This window comes from uncultured Brevundimonas sp. (genome assembly GCF_947305955.1).
Lineage (GTDB): Bacteria > Pseudomonadota > Alphaproteobacteria > Caulobacterales > Caulobacteraceae > Brevundimonas.
Genome location: NZ_CAMZFB010000013.1, coordinates 34018 through 53013, shown reverse-complemented (window position 1 = coordinate 53013; position 18996 = coordinate 34018). Strand labels below are relative to the sequence as shown.

18 protein-coding genes, 3 tRNA genes and 1 riboswitch are annotated in these 18996 nt (G+C 63.0%); of the genes, 9 read left to right on the top strand and 12 right to left on the bottom strand.

The window, feature by feature from the left end; translation table 11 throughout:
* Positions 1 to 31: 31 nt before the first annotated feature.
* Together Q0Y42_RS05415 and Q0Y42_RS05410 are read right to left on the bottom strand one after the other, a co-directional pair.
* On the bottom strand, positions 32 to 1099 hold the full coding sequence (locus Q0Y42_RS05415; RefSeq protein WP_366108071.1) for an alpha-ketoacid dehydrogenase subunit beta: 1068 nt from the start codon (positions 1097 to 1099) through the stop codon (positions 32 to 34).
* A gap of 37 nt (positions 1100 to 1136) precedes the next feature.
* Entirely contained in the window at positions 1137 to 2366 is a 1230-nt protein-coding gene (locus tag Q0Y42_RS05410; RefSeq protein WP_297800991.1) for a 3-methyl-2-oxobutanoate dehydrogenase (2-methylpropanoyl-transferring) subunit alpha, read from the bottom strand.
* Between the two features lie 147 nt (positions 2367 to 2513).
* Between Q0Y42_RS05410 and Q0Y42_RS05405 the strand changes: the two genes are divergently transcribed.
* The 4 genes from Q0Y42_RS05405 to Q0Y42_RS05390 all read left to right on the top strand — a co-directional run bounded on the left by Q0Y42_RS05405 (position 2514) and on the right by Q0Y42_RS05390 (position 5838).
* Positions 2514 to 3002, top strand: coding sequence for an Lrp/AsnC family transcriptional regulator (locus tag Q0Y42_RS05405; protein WP_297800989.1), 489 nt, complete (start codon positions 2514 to 2516; stop codon positions 3000 to 3002).
* Between the two features lie 89 nt (positions 3003 to 3091).
* Positions 3092 to 3973: a pirin family protein gene (locus Q0Y42_RS05400; RefSeq protein ID WP_297800988.1), complete on the top strand. Its 882-nt coding sequence runs from the start codon at positions 3092 to 3094 to the stop codon at positions 3971 to 3973.
* 120 nt (positions 3974 to 4093) lie between these two features.
* Positions 4094 to 5425: a GGDEF domain-containing protein gene (locus Q0Y42_RS05395; protein WP_297800986.1), complete on the top strand. Its 1332-nt coding sequence runs from the start codon at positions 4094 to 4096 to the stop codon at positions 5423 to 5425.
* 92 nt (positions 5426 to 5517) lie between these two features.
* Entirely contained in the window at positions 5518 to 5838 is a 321-nt protein-coding gene (locus Q0Y42_RS05390; RefSeq protein WP_297800984.1) for a hypothetical protein, read from the top strand.
* Between the two features lie 204 nt (positions 5839 to 6042).
* Here Q0Y42_RS05390 and lpdA read toward each other — a convergent pair whose 3' ends face one another.
* The 4 genes from lpdA to Q0Y42_RS05370 form a co-directional block, all read right to left on the bottom strand.
* Complete coding sequence (gene lpdA, locus Q0Y42_RS05385) at positions 6043 to 7440, bottom strand: dihydrolipoyl dehydrogenase (RefSeq protein WP_297800982.1); 1398 nt, start codon at positions 7438 to 7440, stop codon at positions 6043 to 6045.
* Positions 7441 to 7764: 324 nt separating this feature from the next.
* Positions 7765 to 7839: transfer RNA gene (locus Q0Y42_RS05380), tRNA-Gly, on the bottom strand.
* Positions 7840 to 8021: 182 nt separating this feature from the next.
* Positions 8022 to 8096, bottom strand: a tRNA-Gly gene (locus tag Q0Y42_RS05375).
* A 105-nt stretch (positions 8097 to 8201) separates the two neighbouring features.
* On the bottom strand, positions 8202 to 8984 hold the full coding sequence (locus Q0Y42_RS05370; RefSeq protein ID WP_297800980.1) for an SDR family oxidoreductase: 783 nt from the start codon (positions 8982 to 8984) through the stop codon (positions 8202 to 8204).
* A gap of 59 nt (positions 8985 to 9043) precedes the next feature.
* Between Q0Y42_RS05370 and Q0Y42_RS05365 the strand changes: the two genes are divergently transcribed.
* Positions 9044 to 9463, top strand: a complete 420-nt coding sequence (locus Q0Y42_RS05365; RefSeq protein WP_297800978.1) for a YkvA family protein — start codon at positions 9044 to 9046, stop codon at positions 9461 to 9463.
* Here Q0Y42_RS05365 and Q0Y42_RS05360 read toward each other — a convergent pair.
* Entirely contained in the window at positions 9460 to 10461 is a 1002-nt protein-coding gene (locus Q0Y42_RS05360; RefSeq protein ID WP_297800976.1) for an NADPH:quinone oxidoreductase family protein, read from the bottom strand. The two genes, Q0Y42_RS05365 and Q0Y42_RS05360, sit on opposite strands and share 4 nt — an antisense overlap.
* 102 nt (positions 10462 to 10563) lie before the next feature.
* Between Q0Y42_RS05360 and Q0Y42_RS05355 the strand changes: the two genes are divergently transcribed.
* The gene (locus tag Q0Y42_RS05355) at positions 10564 to 11439 is read left to right on the top strand and encodes an isoaspartyl peptidase/L-asparaginase (protein ID WP_297800974.1); all 876 of its coding nucleotides are present in this window, start codon (positions 10564 to 10566) and stop codon (positions 11437 to 11439) included.
* Between the two features lie 97 nt (positions 11440 to 11536).
* Positions 11537 to 14383, top strand: coding sequence for a pitrilysin family protein (locus tag Q0Y42_RS05350; RefSeq protein ID WP_297800972.1), 2847 nt, complete (start codon positions 11537 to 11539; stop codon positions 14381 to 14383).
* Between the two features lie 4 nt (positions 14384 to 14387).
* On the opposite strand, the gene Q0Y42_RS05345 is transcribed toward Q0Y42_RS05350, so the two are convergent.
* The 3 genes from Q0Y42_RS05345 to Q0Y42_RS05335 form a co-directional block, all read right to left on the bottom strand.
* The gene (locus tag Q0Y42_RS05345) at positions 14388 to 15206 is read right to left on the bottom strand and encodes a serine protease (protein ID WP_297800970.1); all 819 of its coding nucleotides are present in this window, start codon (positions 15204 to 15206) and stop codon (positions 14388 to 14390) included.
* Between the two features lie 7 nt (positions 15207 to 15213).
* Positions 15214 to 15657 carry a DUF350 domain-containing protein gene (locus tag Q0Y42_RS05340; RefSeq protein WP_297800968.1) on the bottom strand — a complete coding sequence of 148 codons (444 nt, stop codon included), beginning with the start codon at positions 15655 to 15657 and terminating at the stop codon, positions 15214 to 15216.
* A 129-nt stretch (positions 15658 to 15786) separates the two neighbouring features.
* Positions 15787 to 16110 carry a metalloregulator ArsR/SmtB family transcription factor gene (locus Q0Y42_RS05335; protein ID WP_297800967.1) on the bottom strand — a complete coding sequence of 108 codons (324 nt, stop codon included), beginning with the start codon at positions 16108 to 16110 and terminating at the stop codon, positions 15787 to 15789.
* Positions 16111 to 16198: 88 nt separating this feature from the next.
* On the opposite strand from Q0Y42_RS05335, the gene Q0Y42_RS05330 reads away from it, so the two are divergent.
* Complete coding sequence (locus Q0Y42_RS05330) at positions 16199 to 16693, top strand: hypothetical protein (RefSeq protein WP_297800965.1); 495 nt, start codon at positions 16199 to 16201, stop codon at positions 16691 to 16693.
* Here the strand turns inward: Q0Y42_RS05330 and rlmN are convergent.
* Positions 16648 to 17820 (bottom strand): 23S rRNA (adenine(2503)-C(2))-methyltransferase RlmN, encoded by a 1173-nt coding sequence (rlmN, locus tag Q0Y42_RS05325; RefSeq protein ID WP_297800963.1) that lies wholly within the window; start codon positions 17818 to 17820, stop codon positions 16648 to 16650. The two genes, Q0Y42_RS05330 and rlmN, sit on opposite strands and share 46 nt — an antisense overlap.
* Positions 17821 to 17937: 117 nt before the next feature.
* Positions 17938 to 18102, top strand: a riboswitch (yybP-ykoY riboswitch).
* Here rlmN and Q0Y42_RS05320 point away from each other — a divergent pair.
* Positions 18103 to 18720, top strand: coding sequence for a manganese efflux pump MntP family protein (locus Q0Y42_RS05320; protein WP_297800961.1), 618 nt, complete (start codon positions 18103 to 18105; stop codon positions 18718 to 18720).
* 69 nt (positions 18721 to 18789) lie between these two features.
* Here the strand turns inward: Q0Y42_RS05320 and Q0Y42_RS05315 are convergent.
* Positions 18790 to 18866 (bottom strand) — tRNA-Met (locus Q0Y42_RS05315).
* Positions 18867 to 18996: the final 130 nt, after the last annotated feature.

The window sequence follows — 18996 nt, the reverse complement described above, 5'->3', positions numbered from 1 at the left end:
GTCAGGCAGTTTGAATACGAAACGACCCATCTCAGCGGCCTCCCGTCATGACAGACTTCAAAGCGTCAGCGACCCGTTGCGGGCCGGGGAAATACTCCCACTCGAAGGCGTGCGGATAAGGCGTGTCCCAACCCGTGACGCGGGCAACGGGAGCTTCCAGATGATAGAAGCAACGTTCCTGAACCAGCGCGCTCAGCTCGCCGCCGAAGCCCGAGGTTTTCGGGGCTTCGTGGACGATGACGCAGCGGCCCGTCTTCTTCACGCTGGCCTCGATGGTCTCGATGTCCAGCGGCACCAGCGTGCGCAGGTCGATCACCTCGGCATCGACACCGGCGTGTTCCGCACCGGCCAGCGCGACCCAGACCATGGTGCCATAGGCGAGGATGGTCACGTCATTGCCCTCGCGCATCACGCGGGCCTTGCCGATCGGTACATTGTATTTTTCAGCCGGAACCTGCGCCAGTTCCTGCGCCTTCCACGGCGACACCGGCTTTTCGTGCCAGCCGTCGAACGGGCCATTATACAGGCGCTTCGGCTCGAAGAAGATCACCGGATCCTCGTCCTCGATGGCCGAGATCAGCAGGCCCTTGGCATCATACGGGTTCGACGGAATGACGACCTTCAGACCCGCGATGTGGGTGAACAGGCTCTCAGGGCTTTGCGAGTGGGTCTGGCCGCCGAAGATGCCGCCGCCGTACGGCGAGCGGATCACCATCGGACAGGTGAACTGGCCACCCGAGCGGTAACGCATCTTGGCCGCCTCAGAGACGATCTGGTCGTAGGCAGGATAGATGTAGTCCGCAAACTGGATTTCGACGACGGGGCGCAGACCATAGGTGGCCATGCCGATGGCGGTGCCGACGATGCCGGTTTCCGAGATCGGAGCGTCAAAGCTGCGGGTAAGGCCGTGCTTCTTCTGCAGGTGGTCCGTGACACGGAACACGCCGCCGAAATAGCCGGTGTCCTCGCCATAGGACAGCACGCTGGCGTCCTCGGCCATCTTGTTATCCAGCGCAGAATTCAGCGCCTGGATCATGTTCATCGGGGCAATGCCGCTGGCCGGAGCGACGGACGCAGGCGCGTCCTTCTGGTCGACCATGTCCGCTTCAATCTTGTCGTTGATTTCGGCCATGTGATCAGACTCCCACTTCGCGGCGCTGCTCGACCAGACGCCAGTCCGGTTCGGCAAACACTTCTTCGAACATTTCCTTCACGCTCGGGCGGGACTGGCCCAGCGTGCCGATGGCCTCGGATTCCTTGGCGGCGGCGCGGACCTGCTCGACGGCCTCGGCCTCGGCGGCGGTCTGCTGCGCGTCGGACCATTCACCGATCTTGATCAGGTGCTGTTTCAGGCGCTCGATGGGATCGCCCAGCGGCCAGTGATCGTGCTCGTCACCCGGGCGGTAACGGCTGGGATCGTCCGAGGTCGAGTGCGGGGCACCGCGATAGGTGAAGATCTCGATCAGGGTTGCGCCCTGATTGGTGCGGGCGCGCTCTTCGGCCCACGCGGTCGCAGCCCAGACAGCGAGGAAGTCGTTGCCGTCCACGCGCAGGGTCGGCAGGCCATAGCCGATGCCCTTGGAGGCAAAGGTCGTCTCCAGACCACCGGCAATCCCTTGGAAGGACGAGATGGCCCACTGGTTGTTGACGATGTTCAGGATGACCGGTGCCTTATAGACGGCAGCGAAGGTCAGGGCCGAGTGGAAGTCGCTCTCGGCGGTCGAACCGTCACCGATCCATGCAGCGGCGATCTTGTTGTCGCCCTTATAGGCGCTGCCCATGGCCCAGCCGACAGCCTGCACGAACTGGGTGCCGAGGTTGCCCGAAATGGTGAAGAAGCCATAGTCCTTGGCCGAGTACATGATCGGCAGCTGGCGGCCTTTGATCGGGTCTGCGGCGTTGGAATAGATCTGGTTCATCATGGTCGCCAGCGGATAGCCGCGCGCGATCAGAAGCCCCTGCTGGCGATAGGTCGGGAAGCCCATGTCCTCGCGGCTAAGGACCATGCCCTGCGCCACGGCGATCGCTTCCTCGCCGGTACATTTCATATAGAAGCTGGTCTTGCCCTGACGGTGGGCGCGGTGCATCCGGTCATCGAAGGCCCGCGTCAGGATCATGGCCTTCAGGCCGCGACGCAGGGTTTCCGGATCAAGCTTGGGATTCCACGGGCCTTGGGCCACGCCCTCATCGTCCAATACGCGAATAAGACGAAAGGCCATCTCGCGCATTTCTGCAGGCGTAGTACTGACTTCGGGGCGTTCGACAGCGCCGGCTGCATCCAGTTGAAGGTGCGAAAAATCCGGCTTGTCTCCCGGTCGCCCGTGGGGCTCCGGAACGCGGAGTGACAGTGGGGGCGTGTTTTTCATGTGCATCCCGTCCCTCTATAGCGGCACGCGTTTCCTCGTTCGGAAAGGCATAGCATGGCCCCGCTCCATGCGCTCTTCCAAATATACCCTTGCAATACTCTCAAATAGGGTATTTTATTGCGCGTAATCGCAATCTGGAGAACGCCTTTGGCCGACGAACTTGATCCAATCGACGCACGCATCCTCGACATCCTGCAGCAGGATGCTGGACTGTCGGTCGCCGAAGTCGCTGATCGCGTAGGTCTGTCGGCCTCGCCATGCTGGCGCCGGATCAAGAGACTGGAGGATAGCGGCCTGATACGCAAGCGCGTAACGCTGCTCGATGCCAGCCTGCTGGGTCTGGACTTCGAAGTTTACGCCATCGTCAAACTGTCGCTGCCGTCGCGCGAAAACCTCGACATCTTCGAAAAAGCCGTCGAGACCTGGCCTGAAGTCGTGCAGTGCGCGACCATCACCGGCCGCGAGGATTACGTGCTGCGAATCATCACGTCGGACATGCACACCTTCGACAAATTCCTGCGCGACAAACTGCTGACGCTGGGCATCGTGTCCGACTGCGCCAGCCACATCGTGACGCGCGGCGTGAAGAATGTGACCACCCTGCCGCTGAGCATTGTCACCCCTCACGTCAACTGACGCTACGTCACATTGCACAATGACCGACGCCGCCCTTAATCTGGGGCGGCGTTGTTGTTTGGGCGGCGCTCAACTCAAGGACACCCCCCGTGATTGAACTGGTCATCGAAGGAACCCGCCGCGATCTGGGCGGCTTCGAGGTCTCGCGCATCCTGCCGCACGTCCAGCAGCGCATGGTCGGCCCCTTCGTCTTTCTGGATCAGATGGGACCGGCCGAATTCGCGCCGGGCAGCGATGCCATCAATGTCCGCCCTCACCCGCACATCGGCCTGTCGACCCTCACCTATCTGTTCGAGGGCGAGATCATGCACCGAGACAGTCTGGGCTATACCCAGCCGATCATTCCGGGCGAGGTGAACTGGATGACCGCGGGCTCGGGCATTGTGCATTCCGAACGCACCGACCCGCTCAAGAAATCACAGGGCGGGGCCATGCACGGCATGCAGGCGTGGGTTGCCCTGCCGACCGAGAAGGAAGAGATCGCCCCCTCCTTCACACATCTGGGCGAGGACGCCCAGCCGTCAGACCGCAGCGGCGGCGTCTTTACCCGTCTGGTCGCTGGCGCGGCCTTCGGGGAGCGCGCGGGCACGCCGGTTGAGAGCCCGCTCTATTATCTGCACTATGAACTGCCCGTCGGCGGCACCTTCACCGCCCCGCCCGGTCCGGGCAAGGCTGGCGGCTATAGCGAGCGCGCCATCTATATCGCCGCGGGCGAGGTGGAGGTGGACCATCAACGCTTCCACACCGGACAGATGGTGGTCTTTGCCCCGCACGCCGAGCCTGTCATCACCGCCATCCAGCCCTCAACCGTCATGTCGATGGGCGGTGAGCCGCTGGGCAAGCGTCACATCTGGTGGAATTTCGTCTCTTCGTCGAAGGAGCGGATCGATCAGGCCAAGGCGGACTGGAAGGCGGGCCGAATGATCCTGCCGCCCGAGGACTCTCTGGAATTCATCCCGCTTCCCGAATAACAGCCCTCAAAAGGTCACGCTTTCGTCCATAAGGCGAACGGTAGATTTCTAGCTGCGCCTTTCAGGCGACAGCGTGATCGCCTCCCCCGACCGGCACACGCCACCAGTACCGAGTTCCGCATGCAAAGCCTTGTTCCGGCCCTGTCAGCACAGGTCGAGTACACCCTTGAAAGCCTCTCCGAACAACATGCCGGAGAGTTGGCTGACCGGTTCTATGAAGTCCTGCTGACCGACGAGGAGGCGCTGACCTTCCTCAGCTCGGCCATGGTCGAGGAACGTCTGAAGTCTTCGCTGGTCCGCTGGGTGGTCGACCTGTTCCGCCAGAGCGGGGATGCCGCCGCCGAGTTCCGTGAGCAGCAGCGCAAGATCGGCGAGGTCCACGCCCGCATCAAGGTGCCCCTGCGTCTGGTCATGCACGGGGCCAGCGTCCTGAAGATGCGGCTGGCCGAATTGTTGTCCGCACAGGATCTAACCCGCGACGAACTGGCCTCGGCCATTTCCGCCGTCGATTGCCTGATCGACGAGGCCATCGCCATCATGAGCGAGGCCTATATGAAGGGCTCGATGCGGCGCGCTCAGGTGGATGAGTCCTATCGCCTGTTCGCACTGGGTCAGGACATCGCCCATGAACGCGACGGCCAGATCGCGGCCCTGTTCGAATGGCTGCAAGGTGTTCTGTTCCGCATGTTCGAGGACGGCCATCTGACGGCGGGCCGTCTGGGGGCCTCGCCCTTCGGACTGTGGCTGACGCACCGTGCGGGCCTGATTTTCGAAGGTGCGCCCAGCCTCAAGGGTATCGACGAACTGGTGTCCTGCATCGACAGCGATATCCTGTTGCGCGTCACCCATGCCCATGACCGCGGCGAGCCGATGACCGCTCCTCTGGCAGAGCTTCAAGCCACCGTTCAGGAAATCAAATTCCTGATCAACGACCTGTTCCAGAGCGTTGCAGGACTTGAGAACGGTCGCGACCCGCTGACCCGCGCGCTCAACCGCCGCTTCCTGCCCACCATCCTCAGCCGCGAGATCAGCCTGGCCAAGAGCTCCGGTGCTCCGCTCAGCGTGATCATGTTGGACGTGGACCACTTCAAGGCGATCAACGACACCCACGGCCACTCTGCAGGCGACCTTGTGCTGAAACAGGTGGCCGAGGTGATTGCCGACAACATCCGCCTCAGCGACTTTGTCTTCCGCTATGGCGGGGAAGAGTTCCTGATCGTGCTGGTCGAGACCACGATCGACGATGCCGAGGTCGTGGCCGAGCGCATGCGTCAGGCGCTGGCCAGTCGCGATCTACGCCTGCCGACCGGCGGGGAACTGCGCGTGACGGCGTCTATCGGTCTGGCCGCGTTCAACGAGCACCCCGACTACAACCAATTGATCGAGACGGCCGACGCCGCCCTTTATCAGGCCAAGAACTCGGGCCGGAACCGCACCGTTATCGCGGCCTGATCAAGCCCCTCCAAAGCAGGTGACAAGGCTTTAACTATTCAAGGGTTGCCGCCTCCTTTTAAGTCTGTCCGACACAGGCAAGGAGTGGCTTCATGACATCCCCCATTGCTCGACTGCTGATCATGGCGGCGGTCGCGCTCCCTCTTGGCGCGTGCGGCGTGCGCTACTATCCGATGACACCGGCACAGCCGCTCACCGCTCTCGAAGCGCAGACCTGCGCCCAGCTTGCCGATGATCTGCAGAGTGCCCTGCAGACCCAGCAGAACATCGCCCGCATAGAGGCCGCCGCGTCGCCCAATCGTCTGGACCGTCCACGCCTCTATTCCACCCGCAAATCCGACGCCGACGCAGCAGTGACGGCCCATATCGCCCAGTTGCGATCCGTCATGGCAAACAAGGGATGCGCCGCCTGAGCATCGGCAAAGGCCCAAGCCGCAGACAAAACAAAAACGGCGCGCCCCGCATGGAGCGCGCCGTTTTCTTTTCAGCGATTTATGGGCCTCAAGTAGCGCTTAGCGCGGTAGGCCCACCAAATGCCCCTCAAGTAGCCCGAAGGGCGATAGGGGCACTAAATAACGGGCCTCAAGTAACGCGAAACGCGTTAGGCCCACTCAAAATCAAGCCTGCATCGTCCAGCCTTCGACGCCCATGGCGGCTTGGCGAACGGCTTCCGAACGGGTCGGGTGCGGGTGGCAGGTGCGGGCGATGTCTTCCGATGCGCCGCCGAAGGCCATGGTCATGCAGGCTTCGCCGATCATCTCGCCAGCTTGCGGGCCAAAGATGTGGACGCCCAGAACCTTGTCGGTCGCGGCATCGGCCAGAACCTTCACGAAGCCTTCGGTCTCGTGGTTAATCTTGGCGCGGCTGTTGGCGGCAAACGGGAATTTGCCCTTCTTGTAGTTCACGCCTTCGGCCTTCAGGGCTTCCTCGGTCTTGCCGACCCATGCCACTTCCGGCGAGGTGTAGATGACCGACGGGACCAGTGCGTAGTCCACGTGGCCAGCCTTGCCGACCATCAGTTCGATGGCGGCCACGGCGTCTTCTTCGGCCTTGTGGGCCAGCATCGGGCCGTGGGTCACGTCACCGATGACCCAGATGCCATCAGCGACCTTGAAGTGGTCGTTGGCGATGAAGCCGCGTTGGTCCGGCGTGATGCCGACGGTTTCGAGGCCGAGACCAGCGGTGAACGGACGGCGGCCGATGGCCACCAGAACCACGTCACCCTTGATCGTTTCGGCAGTGCCGCCAGCCGCCGGCTCGACGGTCAGCTCAACGCCGTCCTTCGAGGTCTTGGCACCGGTGACCTTGGTCGACATCTTGAAGTTCAGGCCTTGCTTGGCCAGACCGCGCTGGAAGGCGGTGGCGACTTCGCCGTCCATGCCTGCGCCGACCTTGTCGAGGTATTCAACGACGGTGACTTCGGCACCCAGACGGCGCCACACCGAACCCAGCTCAAGGCCGATCACGCCCGCACCGATGACGATCATGTGCTTCGGAACCTTCGGCAGGAACAGAGCGCCGGTCGAGTCGATGATCTTGCCTTCTTCGAAAGCGACGCCCGGCAGCGGGGTCGGCTCCGAGCCCGTGGCGATCAGGATGTTCTTGGTTTCCAGAACCTGCTTCGAACCGTCGGCAGCTTCGACCTCGACCTTGCCCTTGCCGGCGATCTTGCCATAGCCACGGACGACCGTGACCTTGTTCTTCTTCATCAGGAACTCGATGCCCTTGGTCAGGGCTTCGACGCTGTCGTCCTTGGACTTGTGCATCTGGCCGAGGTTCAGCTTGGGCTTCACTTCGATGCCGATGTGGGCGAACTCGTTGTTGGCTTGTTCGAACAGTTCCGACGAGTGCAGCAGAGCCTTGGTCGGCATGCAGCCCACGTTCAGGCAGGTACCGCCCAGCGTCGGGTTTTTCTCGACGAGAGCAGCCTTCAGGCCCAGCTGGCCTGCACGGATGGCGGCATTATAGCCACCCGGACCTGCACCGATGATGACGACGTCGTAGGCTTCGGCCATGGAATCCTCTGAGCATTAAAATTCGTGCCCAGACAGACAGGCACATTCGCTGTGGGGCTTAGGCAGACCCTGACTTTGGGTCAACCGCTGCTGCACATATGGGCGCACGTTTTGACCAATGCAAAGCGCAGGTGTGGCGCATCAGCGGCAAATTTCGCATGCCGATACCCTGTTAGACACAAATGTCCGTCGTTCGGAGGTTAGGGGCGGAGGATAAGGGCGCTGTCAGCCGCCTGTGCGTGGATGCAATCGCGGCGCGGCTGCCGGAGGCCGGAAAACAAAAAAGCCCGCCGAGGTGGCGGGCCTTTTTCTGTTTATCTCGACTGGAGCGGGCGAGGCGATTCGAACGCCCGACCCTCACCTTGGCAAGGTGATGCTCTACCCCTGAGCTACGCCCGCATCCGTCAGGACGACTGTGTCGTCCGCGTCGAGGTGGTGGTGAATAGCCAAAGCCGATGCCGTTGGCAACAGGCAAAAAGCTGAAATCATACAGTTTTCGAAAATTTCTCGGTCGCTCACAGGCAGGGCCGGAAAACAAAAAGGCCCGCCGTGGTGGCGGGCCTTTTTCTGTTTATCTCGACTGGAGCGGGCGAGGCGATTCGAACGCCCGACCCTCACCTTGGCAAGGTGATGCTCTACCCCTGAGCTACGCCCGCATCCGTTGGACGGCTGTGCCGTCCGGCGTCGAGGAGGAGGCGTTTAGCCGCCCCCTCTCCGATCCGCAACCGTTTTTTTAAGATCGCGGAATTTTCTTTGCGTTCTTAGCGCGGTGCCAGACGGATGGCACCGTCCAGACGGACGCATTCGCCGTTGATGTAAACGTTCTCGGCCAGATGCAGGGCGAGGTTTGCATAGTCCTTGGGGGTGCCAAGGCGTTTCGGGAACGGGATCATGGCGGCCAGGGCGTCCTGAACCTTCTGGTCCATGCCCGCCATCATCGGGGTCCACATGATGCCCGGCAGGATGGTGTTGACGCGCACGCCGTCGTTCATCAGGTCGCGGGCGATCGGCAGGGTCATGGCATAGACGCCGCCCTTCGAGGCCGAATAGGCGGCCTGACCGATCTGACCGTCCTGTGCGGCAACGGAAGCCGTGTTGATGATGGCACCGCGCTCGCCGTCTTCCATCGGATCCAGCGTGACCATGCCGGCAGCCGACTTGGACAGGACGCGGAAGGTACCGAACAGGTTGATCGTCACGGTGCGCTCGAACTGCGCCATGTCATGGGCGCGGATCTCGCCGGTGTCCTTCTTGCGCGAGACGGTCTTTTGGCCGGTGGCGATACCGGCGCAGTTTACGGTCAGGCGCTCCTGGCCGTGGGCAGCACGAGCCTTGGCGAAACCGGCATCGACACTCTCGTCCGAGGTCACGTCCACCTTGCAGAAGACGCCGCCGATTTCCTTGGCGATGGCCTCGCCCTTTTCTTCGTTCAGGTCGAAGATGGCGACCTTGACGCCCTTGGCAGCCAGAGCACGTGCCGTGCCCTCGCCCAGACCGCTGGCACCACCCGTGACAACTGCGGCAATCGAACCGTCGAGCTTCATCGCTATTCGTTCCTATATAAATTTCTGAACCCAGAACTGGCTGAAGGGATTTAGCGGTAATGCCCGCAAAAACCAAAACGACATCCCCGATGGATGCCATCGATCCAGAAAAGGCTCTTGTGCCCGTGGTCCATAAAACGAATACGATGCACGTCAAACGCGATTTCTGGCCGAAGATGCGGCGCGTGGCGTCCCACGTCCCTTTTGCGAAACAGGCGATCGCCGCGTGGTACGCCACCCAGGACCCTGAAACGCCGTTCAGGGCCAAGGCGGTCCTCTTGGGTGCGCTGGCCTATTTCGTCATGCCGGTCGATGCCATCCCCGACATCTTTGCGGTCGTCGGGTTCAGCGATGATGCCGCTGTTCTGGCCGCGGTGCTGGCCACCTTCGGGGCCAGCATCAAGGACAGACACTATGACAAGGCCAAGCAGACCCTTGAGAGCCTGCGCGCCGAAGATGACGGTGACGAAGAGGCCTAGTCCTCGATCGTCACCACAATCTTGCCCATGGCCGAACGCTCGCTCAGCGCCCTGATGGCGTCGGCGGATCGTTCCAGCGGATAGGTACCCGAGATGCGCGGCTTGATCTTGCCCTGCGCATAGAGCGCCATCAGTTCCTTCATATTCTGGGCATGGCCCGCCGGATCGCGCGTTATGGCGGCGCCCCAGAACACGCCCACTACCGAGACAGACTTCAAAAGAGTCAGGTTCAGCGGCAGGGCCGGAATACCGGCGGGGAAGCCCACCACCAGATAGCGCCCGTTCCAGTCCATGGCGCGCAGGGCAGGTTCCGCATAGTCGCCGCCGACCGGATCATAGACGACATCGGCACCATCACGGCCCGTCGCCAGTTTGAACTCGCCCGCCAGTTCCTTCTGTGCGGCCTTGTCCATCGGTCCCGACGGATAGATGAGGCCGTTGTCGGCCCCCAGTTCCAGCGCGAACTCGACCTTATCATTGGTTGACGCTGCCGCGACCACGCGCGCGCCCATGGCCTTGCCCAGCTCGACTGCCGCCGCACCGACGCCCCCCGCAGCGCCCAGCACCAGAAGCGTCTCGCCCGGTTGCAGATTGGCGCGATCCTTCAGAGCGTAATAGGAGGTGCCATAGGTCATGATGAAGGCCGCAGCCGTCTCGAAATCCATACCGTCCGGAATGGGGATGATCTGGTTCGCCTTGATCGCCAGACGTTCGGCCAGCCCGCCCCAGCCGGGCACCGCAATCACGCGGTCGCCACGGCGAACACCCGTCACGCCCTCGCCCACGGCATCGATCACACCGGCAACCTCGGCTCCCGGCGAGAAGGGACGTTCGGGTTTGAACTGGTATTTGTCCTCGATGATCAGGGCGTCGGGATAGTTGATCCCCACCGCCTTCACCTCGATCACCACCTCGCCCTTACCGGGCGTGGGATCCATGACATCTTCAACGACAAGCGTCTCTGGCCCACCCGGGCTCTTGGACAAAACTGCGCGCATAGATACTACTCCGCTCCCCATAGGCGTGTGCCGACACAATCGTGACGCTAATGCACGCCATAGCCCCCTGCCTAGAGGGCGAACACTGTTTTAGGAGCATCCATGGTCCGACCCGCACTTATTCTGCACGGCGGCGCAGGCGCACGACGCGAACGCAACTATGACCGCGAGGTCGTACACATGCGCGAAGTGGTCGAGGCCATGAAGGCACGGCTGGACGCTGGAGCTTCGGCGCTGGATGTCGCGGTCGAAACGGTCGTGATGCTGGAAGACAGCGGCCTTTATGTCGCGGGACGCGGGGCCTCGCCCAACCTCGACGGCGAATACGAACTGGATGCCAGCATCATGGATGGGGCATCAGGTAAGGCCGGTGCCGTCGCCGCCCTGCAGGGCTTCCGCAACCCTGTGGTGGCCGCGCGCGCCGTGATGGACAAGACCCCGCACGTCATGCTGGCCGGAAACGGTGCCGCCCGCTTTGCGCAGGCGCAGAACCTCGAGCCCGTGACCGATGCGGAAAGCTGGTACACCCGTGCGGGCAAGGGAGAGGACAACCATCCCCCCGGCACGCTCAGCCACGGCACGGTCGGCGTCTGCGTTCTGGATACCCAGGGCCGTCTGGCCGCCGCAACCTCGACCGCCGGTGTGTTCGGCAAGATGCCGGGCCGCGTGGGCGACACCCCCATCCCCGCCGCCGGTACATGGGCGGACGACAATGCGGCGGTGTCCTGCACCGGACAGGGCGAGTATTTCATCCGCGTCGCTGCCGCCGCACGTACAGCCATTTCGGTGGGGGCCGGACAGTCGCTGGAACAGGCCGCACAGGCCACGATCGACAAGATCGGCGCATTGGGCGGTGACGGCGGATTGATCGCGCTGGACCGCGAGGGCCGCATCGCCGATCCCTATAACAGCCAAGGCATGAAACGGGCCTGGCTGGACACCGACGGCAATATTGTCGTGCGCGTTTTCAACGACTGATACGGTCAAGCTTTGGTAAATATTACAAGACCGTAAGGTGCGGGTGGCGACAAGCCGACGTTAAGTGTGCCCCACACTTTTCAATCGGGAGTGGTCCATGAAGACCCGCCACCTGTTCTGCGCCGCCGCCTCGGCCCTTGCCCTCTGCACTGCGGTGCCGGCTCTGGCCCATCCGGCCGCCCCTGCCGCCGCCCAACAAGCCTCGAGCGTCACCGTCCCGCCGCTGGGCTATACCCATCGCCGTCTCGACAACGGCATGGACGTTTACACCCGCAATGACCCAACCTCGGCCAATGTCGCGGTTCAGGTCTGGTACCGCGTCGGCGGCAAGGACGACCCTTCGGGCCGCTCGGGCTTTGCCCACCTTTTCGAACACCTGATGTTCAAGGCGACCGAGAACGTCCCGAACGAAACGTTTGACCGCCTGACCGAGGACGTCGGTGGCTATAACAACGCCTTCACCGCCGAGGACGTGACCGCCTATCACGAGATGGTTCCGGCCAATCACCTCGAGCGTATCCTGTTTGCCGAAGCCGACCGTATGGGCACGCTGGTGGTGGATGCGGACAACTTCGCCTCCGAACGCGACGTGGTGAAGGAAGAATACCGCCAGAGCGTTCTGTCCAACCCCTATGGCCGCCTGTTCAGCCTGTTCATGCCGGCCACCTTCTTCAAGGAGCATCCGTACCGTCGCGGCGTGATCGGCTCGATCGAGGAACTGGAATCCGCCTCGCTGGAAGACGTGCTGCGCTTCCACCGCACCTATTACCGTCCGGACAACGCCTTCCTGATCGTGGACGGCAATTTCAACGAGGCGCAGCTGAACGGCTGGGTGGACCAGTATTTCGGCCCGCTGAAGAACCCTGACACGGCCATCCCTGTCCGTCAGGTCCGTGAACCGGCTATCGAAGCGCCGGAAGAGCACACCTTCTATGCGCCGAACGTGCCGCTGGAGACGGTTGTCATCGGCTGGCACACCGTACCGGCCAGCCACCCCGACGTCGCCGCCCTGTCGGTGTTGGACGGCATCCTGTCGACCGGAGAAAGCAGCCGACTGCACCGCGCCCTGGTCTATGAGGCACAGGCCGCCAACAACGCCTCCTCCATGCCCGACTTCATGAAGGAAGCGGGTTACCTCATGGCCTATGCCATGATGTCGCAAGGCCGCACGCTGGACGAAGGCCGCAGCCTGCTGGAGCGCGAGATCGCTCGCCTGCGCGATGAACCGGTAACCGAGGCCGAGCTGACTGAGGCCAAGAATGAACTGATCGCAGCGGCTCTGGCCGAACGCGAGGGCGCGCAAGGCCGCGCCGATGTTCTGGGCTGGGCCCTGATCAAGACGGGCGATGCCGCCAGCGCCGACAATGAGGTCGCCGAACTGCAAAAAGTCACCGCCGCTGACATCCAGCGCGTGGCCCGCCAGTACCTGACCCCGCAGCGCCAGATCACCATCCGCTATCTGGCGTCGGACGAGGCCAATCCGACCACGCAACAGCGCGTGAATATGGAAGGTCCGGTCAAGGTGGCCGACCTCGCCCCGATGGGCACGCCGTCGGTGACCAAGCCGGAAGCCGAGCGCACCCCCATTCCGCAAGCCGGACCGGAAGTCAGCCCCGCCACGCCCGCCATCGCCGACTTCCGTCTGGACAATGGCGTGCGCGTTCTGGTTGCCCCCAACACCCAGCTGCCTCTGGTCTCGGCACGCCTGACCTTCAAGGCGGGCAGCGCCTATGACCCGCAGGGCAAGGCCGGTGTCGCCGCCATGACGGCCAACATGCTGACGCAGGGCACCCAGACCCTGTCGGCGCCGCAGATCGCGACCCAGATCGAACAGCTGGGGGCCAATATCGGTGCCGGTGCCGGCCGCGACCAGTTCAACGTCTATGCCAGCAGCCCGTCCAACGTCTTTGGCCAGACCATGGAACTGCTGAGCCAGATCGTCCTCAAGCCCGCCTTCTCGCAAGAGGAACTGGAGCGTCAGCGCACCCAGGCTCTGGACAATCTTCGCGTGGCGCTGAGCCAGCCGGGATCGCTGGCCTCGATGGCCACCACGCGCCTGAACTTTGCTGACAGCCCCTATGGCCGCCTGTCCACCGAAGCCACGGTTTCGTCGCTGACGCCGGATGACCTTAAGGCCTTCCACACCACCTATATCCGCCCCGATCAGGCCATTCTGACCTTCTCGGGCGACATCACGCCGGAGCGCGCGCGTGAACTGGCCCAGAGCGCCTTTGGCAACTGGCGCGCCACCACCCCGCCCAGCGCCGCAGCCCCGCATATTCCGGCCAACAGCCAGCCGCCGCGCGTTGTGGTGATCAACCTGCCGGGGGCCGGTCAGGCCGCCGTGTCGGTGTCCTCGCAGAGCATCGCGCGCACCGACGAGGCCTATTTCCCGCTGGCTCTGGGGAACACCCTGCTGGGCGGCAGCTATTCCTCGCGCCTCAATCAGGAAATCCGCATCAACCGCGGCCTGTCCTATGGTGCCCGTTCGGGTGTCGGTGCCATGGCCCAAAGCGGCCTGTTCACCGCCTCCACCCAGACCAAGAACGAAACCGCCGACGAGGTGGTGGAACTGCTGCTGGAAGAACTGGGCAAGATGAGCCAGTCACCGGCCAGCGAGGCCGAACTGGGTCCGCGCCGCGCCATCATGATCGGCGGCTTTGGCCGTTCGATCGAAAGCGTGTCGGGTCTGGGCTCGCTGGTGGCGGAACTGGCCGCCTATGACCTGCCGCTGAGCGAACTGGCTGTCTATGCCGACCGCGTGAAGGCCGTGACGCCGCAGGACATTCAGGCCGCCTTCGCCGCCCGCATTCCGGCGGACCGCGCCAATGTGGTGGTGGTCGGGGACGCCTCGATGTTCCTCGATGACCTGCGCGCCAAATACCCGAACGTCGAGGTAATCGACGCCAAGGACCTGAACCTCGACAGCGCCAACCTGCGCTAAGCGGTCAAACCCCGAGACAGACGACCTGCGCCACGCGCAGGTCGCGTCTCAACTGGTCGGAGACGGCCCCATAGTTGCGGGTCGTCACCACCTGCCCCAGCGCCTTGGCATTATCGCCGCGCTCGGGGCCAACAGCCGCCACAAAGGCCTGCGGGGCCGTGGTGTAGATACGGCCCCGACGCGGGGCCTCGGCGATGGTCACGCCCAGAACGCGGCCGCGACGATCCACCACGGGCGCGCCCGACAATCCTGACAGTGTTCCGGTCAGCCCCTTGGTGCGGCCTGCCTCGGCCCATGCCAGCACCGGCTCGTCATAGGGATTGCGCCCCCTGACCCTTAGGGTTTCGCGACCGATAAGGCGCGTCGCCACCTCACCCGGCTTGCCTTGCGGAAAGCCGGGATGGAAGGCGCGCTGGCCCTTATAGAGCGGCTCGTCCCCCGCCAGCGGCAGGGGCGCAGGCCCGCCATCCGTCAGCAAGAGGGCCACATCGGTCTTGGCAGCCAGCCGGACATCGGCGGCCAGCGCCTTGTTACGGTCGATGATCAGCGCAGGCTGGCGACAGCCTTCGACGACGTGTCGCGCGGTGATCCATCGACCGTCATCGGCGATAGAAAAGGCCGTGCCCATCTGGGGGCGGGCATCGTCGTCATTGGCATCCACGACAACGGTCGGATCAAAGGGAGAGATGGGACCCAGCAGGGCCTCGGAATCGTCCATCGGCTCGGCGGGCGCATTGGCCTTTTCCCCACGGCTGAGCGAGGCGACCAGGATAACCCCGATGACCGAGCAATAGATGAGCCAGTCCGGAAGGGGCAGTCTCATGCCGCTGTCAGCCTGTCAGAGCCGAGGCAATCACCAGCGAGGTCGCCAGCTTGGCACCGGCCAGCACCACCGCCGCCGAAATCTCGCCCCGCTCGATACGTTGCGGCAGGCCCGTCAGCAAAAGATCGACCAGACGGAAAACCAGCAACTGAAGCACCACCGAGGCCACGCCCCAGATGACAATATCGCGCAAGGAGGTGGACACCGACAGCGAGACCGCCAGCGGAATGGCCAGCGAGACCATGACCGCCGCAAATCCTGTGGCGGCGGCGGCATTGCCCTGACGGATCAGGTGAACCTCGCGCCACGGGGTCAAAAGGGCATAGATGGTGGCCGCTGCGGCCAGCATGCCGAGCGTGACGGCAAGATGCAGCATCATGACCGGAAAGCCATTGGCAAAAGCCTGGACTTCCGGACTTGAAAGCACTCCTGCGACGTTCGACGTACTCATCTGTTCCGAGACGGCCCCTCAAGCCCAAGCGATCAACAACGCGTGGAAATGACTTGCCCGCCTAACGGCAGTTCGACAAGCCTTGGTCTGCAACAGTCGCAGCCAATTCTTGCTACGACTTGTTGCACATCAATCTGTCTCGCCCATTTTACGGGTGCTGGCGATGTCTGCACTGGCCTTGCGGATCGGGCGGGCCACGGGGCAAACCTCCTGCACAAAGCCGTTCAACGTATTGGCCAGATTGTCCGGTGCCAGACTGTAGTGGACGTACTGGCCCTTCTTCTCGCTGGTCACCAATCCCGCCACTTCCAGCACCGACAGATGCTGCGACACAGCCGGTTTCGACATCTCGAACTTGGCCGCGATCTCGCCCGCCGTCAGATCGGAATGCGACAGATAGGCTAGTATCTTTCGACGGGTCGGGTTGGAGAGGGCTTCGAAGACGCGCTGCATGGGGAGGTATTTAAGTGATTTCCTAACCACTTGCCAGCGCCATGAATTTAGTGATTAAGATATTTCTTAAATACTAAACAGGTGCGCGATGCTCAGACCCATGCCCGAACGTGTGAAAGCCCTCATCTATGCGGTATTGGGTGCCTGCCTCACAACGACCGTTATGACGGTCGCGCTATTCATTGCAGCCATCATCGTCAGCGCCTTCACCGCACCATCTTCGGGTGGTGCCAGCGTGGGGCGGGTGTCTGAAGGCGTTCTGGCTGTTACCTATCTGCTGGTCATCGCCGGAGGCGTTTCGCTGATCTACAGCTTTGTCGCCTTCGCCGCAGGGATCACGGTTGTGGGCATCCCTGCTTGGCTTTGCCTCCACGGGATCGGCGTCAGAGGCCGCAAGGCCCTGATTGCCACAGGCGCGATCCTGAGCGTGGCGGGTGGCCTTGCCATCATGCCGCAAGGCGCCCCTGCCACCCTGCTACTGGCCGTACCGGGTGGCGTCGCAGGGTGGATTATCTGGAAGTACGGCTACAGACAGCCTCAGGCGGCGTCGGAGGCCTCGGCGGCTGCGGCCTGCTGTTCCTGACGCAGGGCGCTGGCGCGTTTCTTCTCGGATTCCGACTTCAGCTGGCCGCAGGCGGCGAGGATGTCGCGGCCGCGCGGGGTGCGGATCGGCGAGGCGTAACCGGCGCGGTTCAGGATGGCGGCGAAGGTCTCGATCGCCTTCCAGTCCGAACACTCATAGTCGGTACCCGGCCACGGGTTGAACGGGATCAGGTTGATCTTGGCCGGAATGCCGGAAATCAGCTTGCACAGGGCGCGGGCTTCGTCAGGGCTGTCGTTGACGCCCTTCAGCATCACATATTCGAACGTCACGCGCTTGGAGTTACCCAGCCCCGGATAGGCGCGGATGGCCGCCATCAGCTGTTCAAGCGGATATTTCTTGTTCAGCGGCACCAGCTTGTCGCGCAGCGGGTCATTGGTGGCGTGCAGGCTGATGGCCAGCATGGTGCCGGTGCGCTCGCCCAGTTCCGGAATCTTGGGCACCACACCCGAGGTCGAAACCGTGATGCGGCGGCGCGAGATGGCGATGCCCTCACCGTCCGAAATGATGTCGATCGCGTCCGAGACGTTGTCGAGGTTATAGAGCGGCTCGCCCATACCCATGAAGACTATGTTGGACAGGCGGCGGTCTTCCTTGGGCGAGGGCCATTCCTCGAGGTCGTCACGGGCGACCTGAACCTGAGCCACGATCTCGGCGGCGGTCAGGTTGCGGACCAGCTTCTGCGTGCCCGTATGGCAGAAGGTGCAGTTCAGGGTACAGCCGACCTGCGACGAGACGCACAAAGCGCCCGCACGGCCCACGTCGGGGATGTAGACGGTCTCGACCTCGATACCCGGCCCCATGCGGATCAGCCATTTGCGGGTACCGTCCTTGGACACCAGACGCTCGACCACCTCGGGGCGGTCCAGCACAAAGGTCTCGGCCAGCTTGGCGCGGGTTTCCTTGGCCACATCGCTCATCTGGGCGAAGTCGGTCACGCCGTAGTGGTGGATCCAGCGCCAGACCTGAGTGGCGCGCATCTTGGCCTTCTCCGGCGGGCAGATGCCGCCGTCGATCAGCGCCTGACGCAGGCCCTCGCGCGTCAGACCGGACAGGTTGACGGGGGCTTTCGATGCGACAGTGCGCGAGAGGTCCAGCGTGATGCTCACGGCCAAAAAATCCTACGGCGTAAGGGGGATAAGGGCGGGCGTGTACCACAGATAGGAGGGTTTGTCGCCTACGCCACTGGTCGGGTGGCCTTGAAGCCCTGCGCGACACGGTATAGAGACCCCGCCGTTGGGGAGTAGCTGCCGACATCCCTCAGTCGGGATCGTGTCAACACACTTGCCGAAAGGCATGGCACGATCAGCGGATTTTCCGCCTAGCGAGACCAGCACGTCCTCGGGGGCCGAGCCGGCCTGCGCCCGGGGTGTGCTGTCACGCGTCCGGCTATGAGTTTGTTTTCCATAATGATGTCGCCTGTCGCCATTGCCGTGCTGTCGCTCAGCATGTCCGCCGATGCCTTTGCCGCTGCCATCAGCCGTGGTGCCAAGCACCGCCCCGAGCCGCGTCAGGCGGTCCGTCAGGGGCTGGTCTTTGGCGTGATCGAGGCCATTACCCCTCTGGTCGGGTTTGGCGTGGGCCTGCTGTTCGCCGGACTGGTCGAGGCCGTCGATCACTGGATCGCTTTCGGCCTGCTCGGCATCGTCGGCGGCAAGATGCTGTATGAAGGCCTGATCCCCGACGGCGATGACGAAGACGATGCCGCAGAAGCCAAGCCTGCCGGAAAGCGCGGGCTGTTCACCCTGATCGCCACTGCCATTGGCACCTCCATCGACGCGGGTGCTGTCGGCGTGGGCCTGGCCTTCCTCAGCGCCAATATCTGGATCATTGCCGCCGCCATCGGCTTCACCACCTTTACGCTGGCCACCCTCGGCATGCTGATCGGCAAGATGGTCGGCACCAAGCTGGGCCGTGCGGCCGAGATCGTGGGTGGTATCGCCCTGATCCTGCTGGGCATCAAGATCCTGCTTGAGCACCTCGGCATCATCGGATCGATCGGCATCTAGGACAGCAAAAAGGCTCCCGACCGGATCGGGAGCCTTTTTTGATGAGCCATCATTTCAGGGAGAAGGAGGTGGTGGTTGGAGGCGGGATCGAACCGCCGACCTGTGGGTTATGAATCCACCGCTCTAACCATCTGAGCTACCCAACCATTCCACACCTTGGGTGTTGCCACCCGAGCCGTGAAGGCTCTGCGACGAGAAGGACTGTTGTCATCCGTCGCGAGAGCGGTGCCTATATCGCCGAGTACGATTTGGTTCAAGCGGTTAAACGCAGAAATT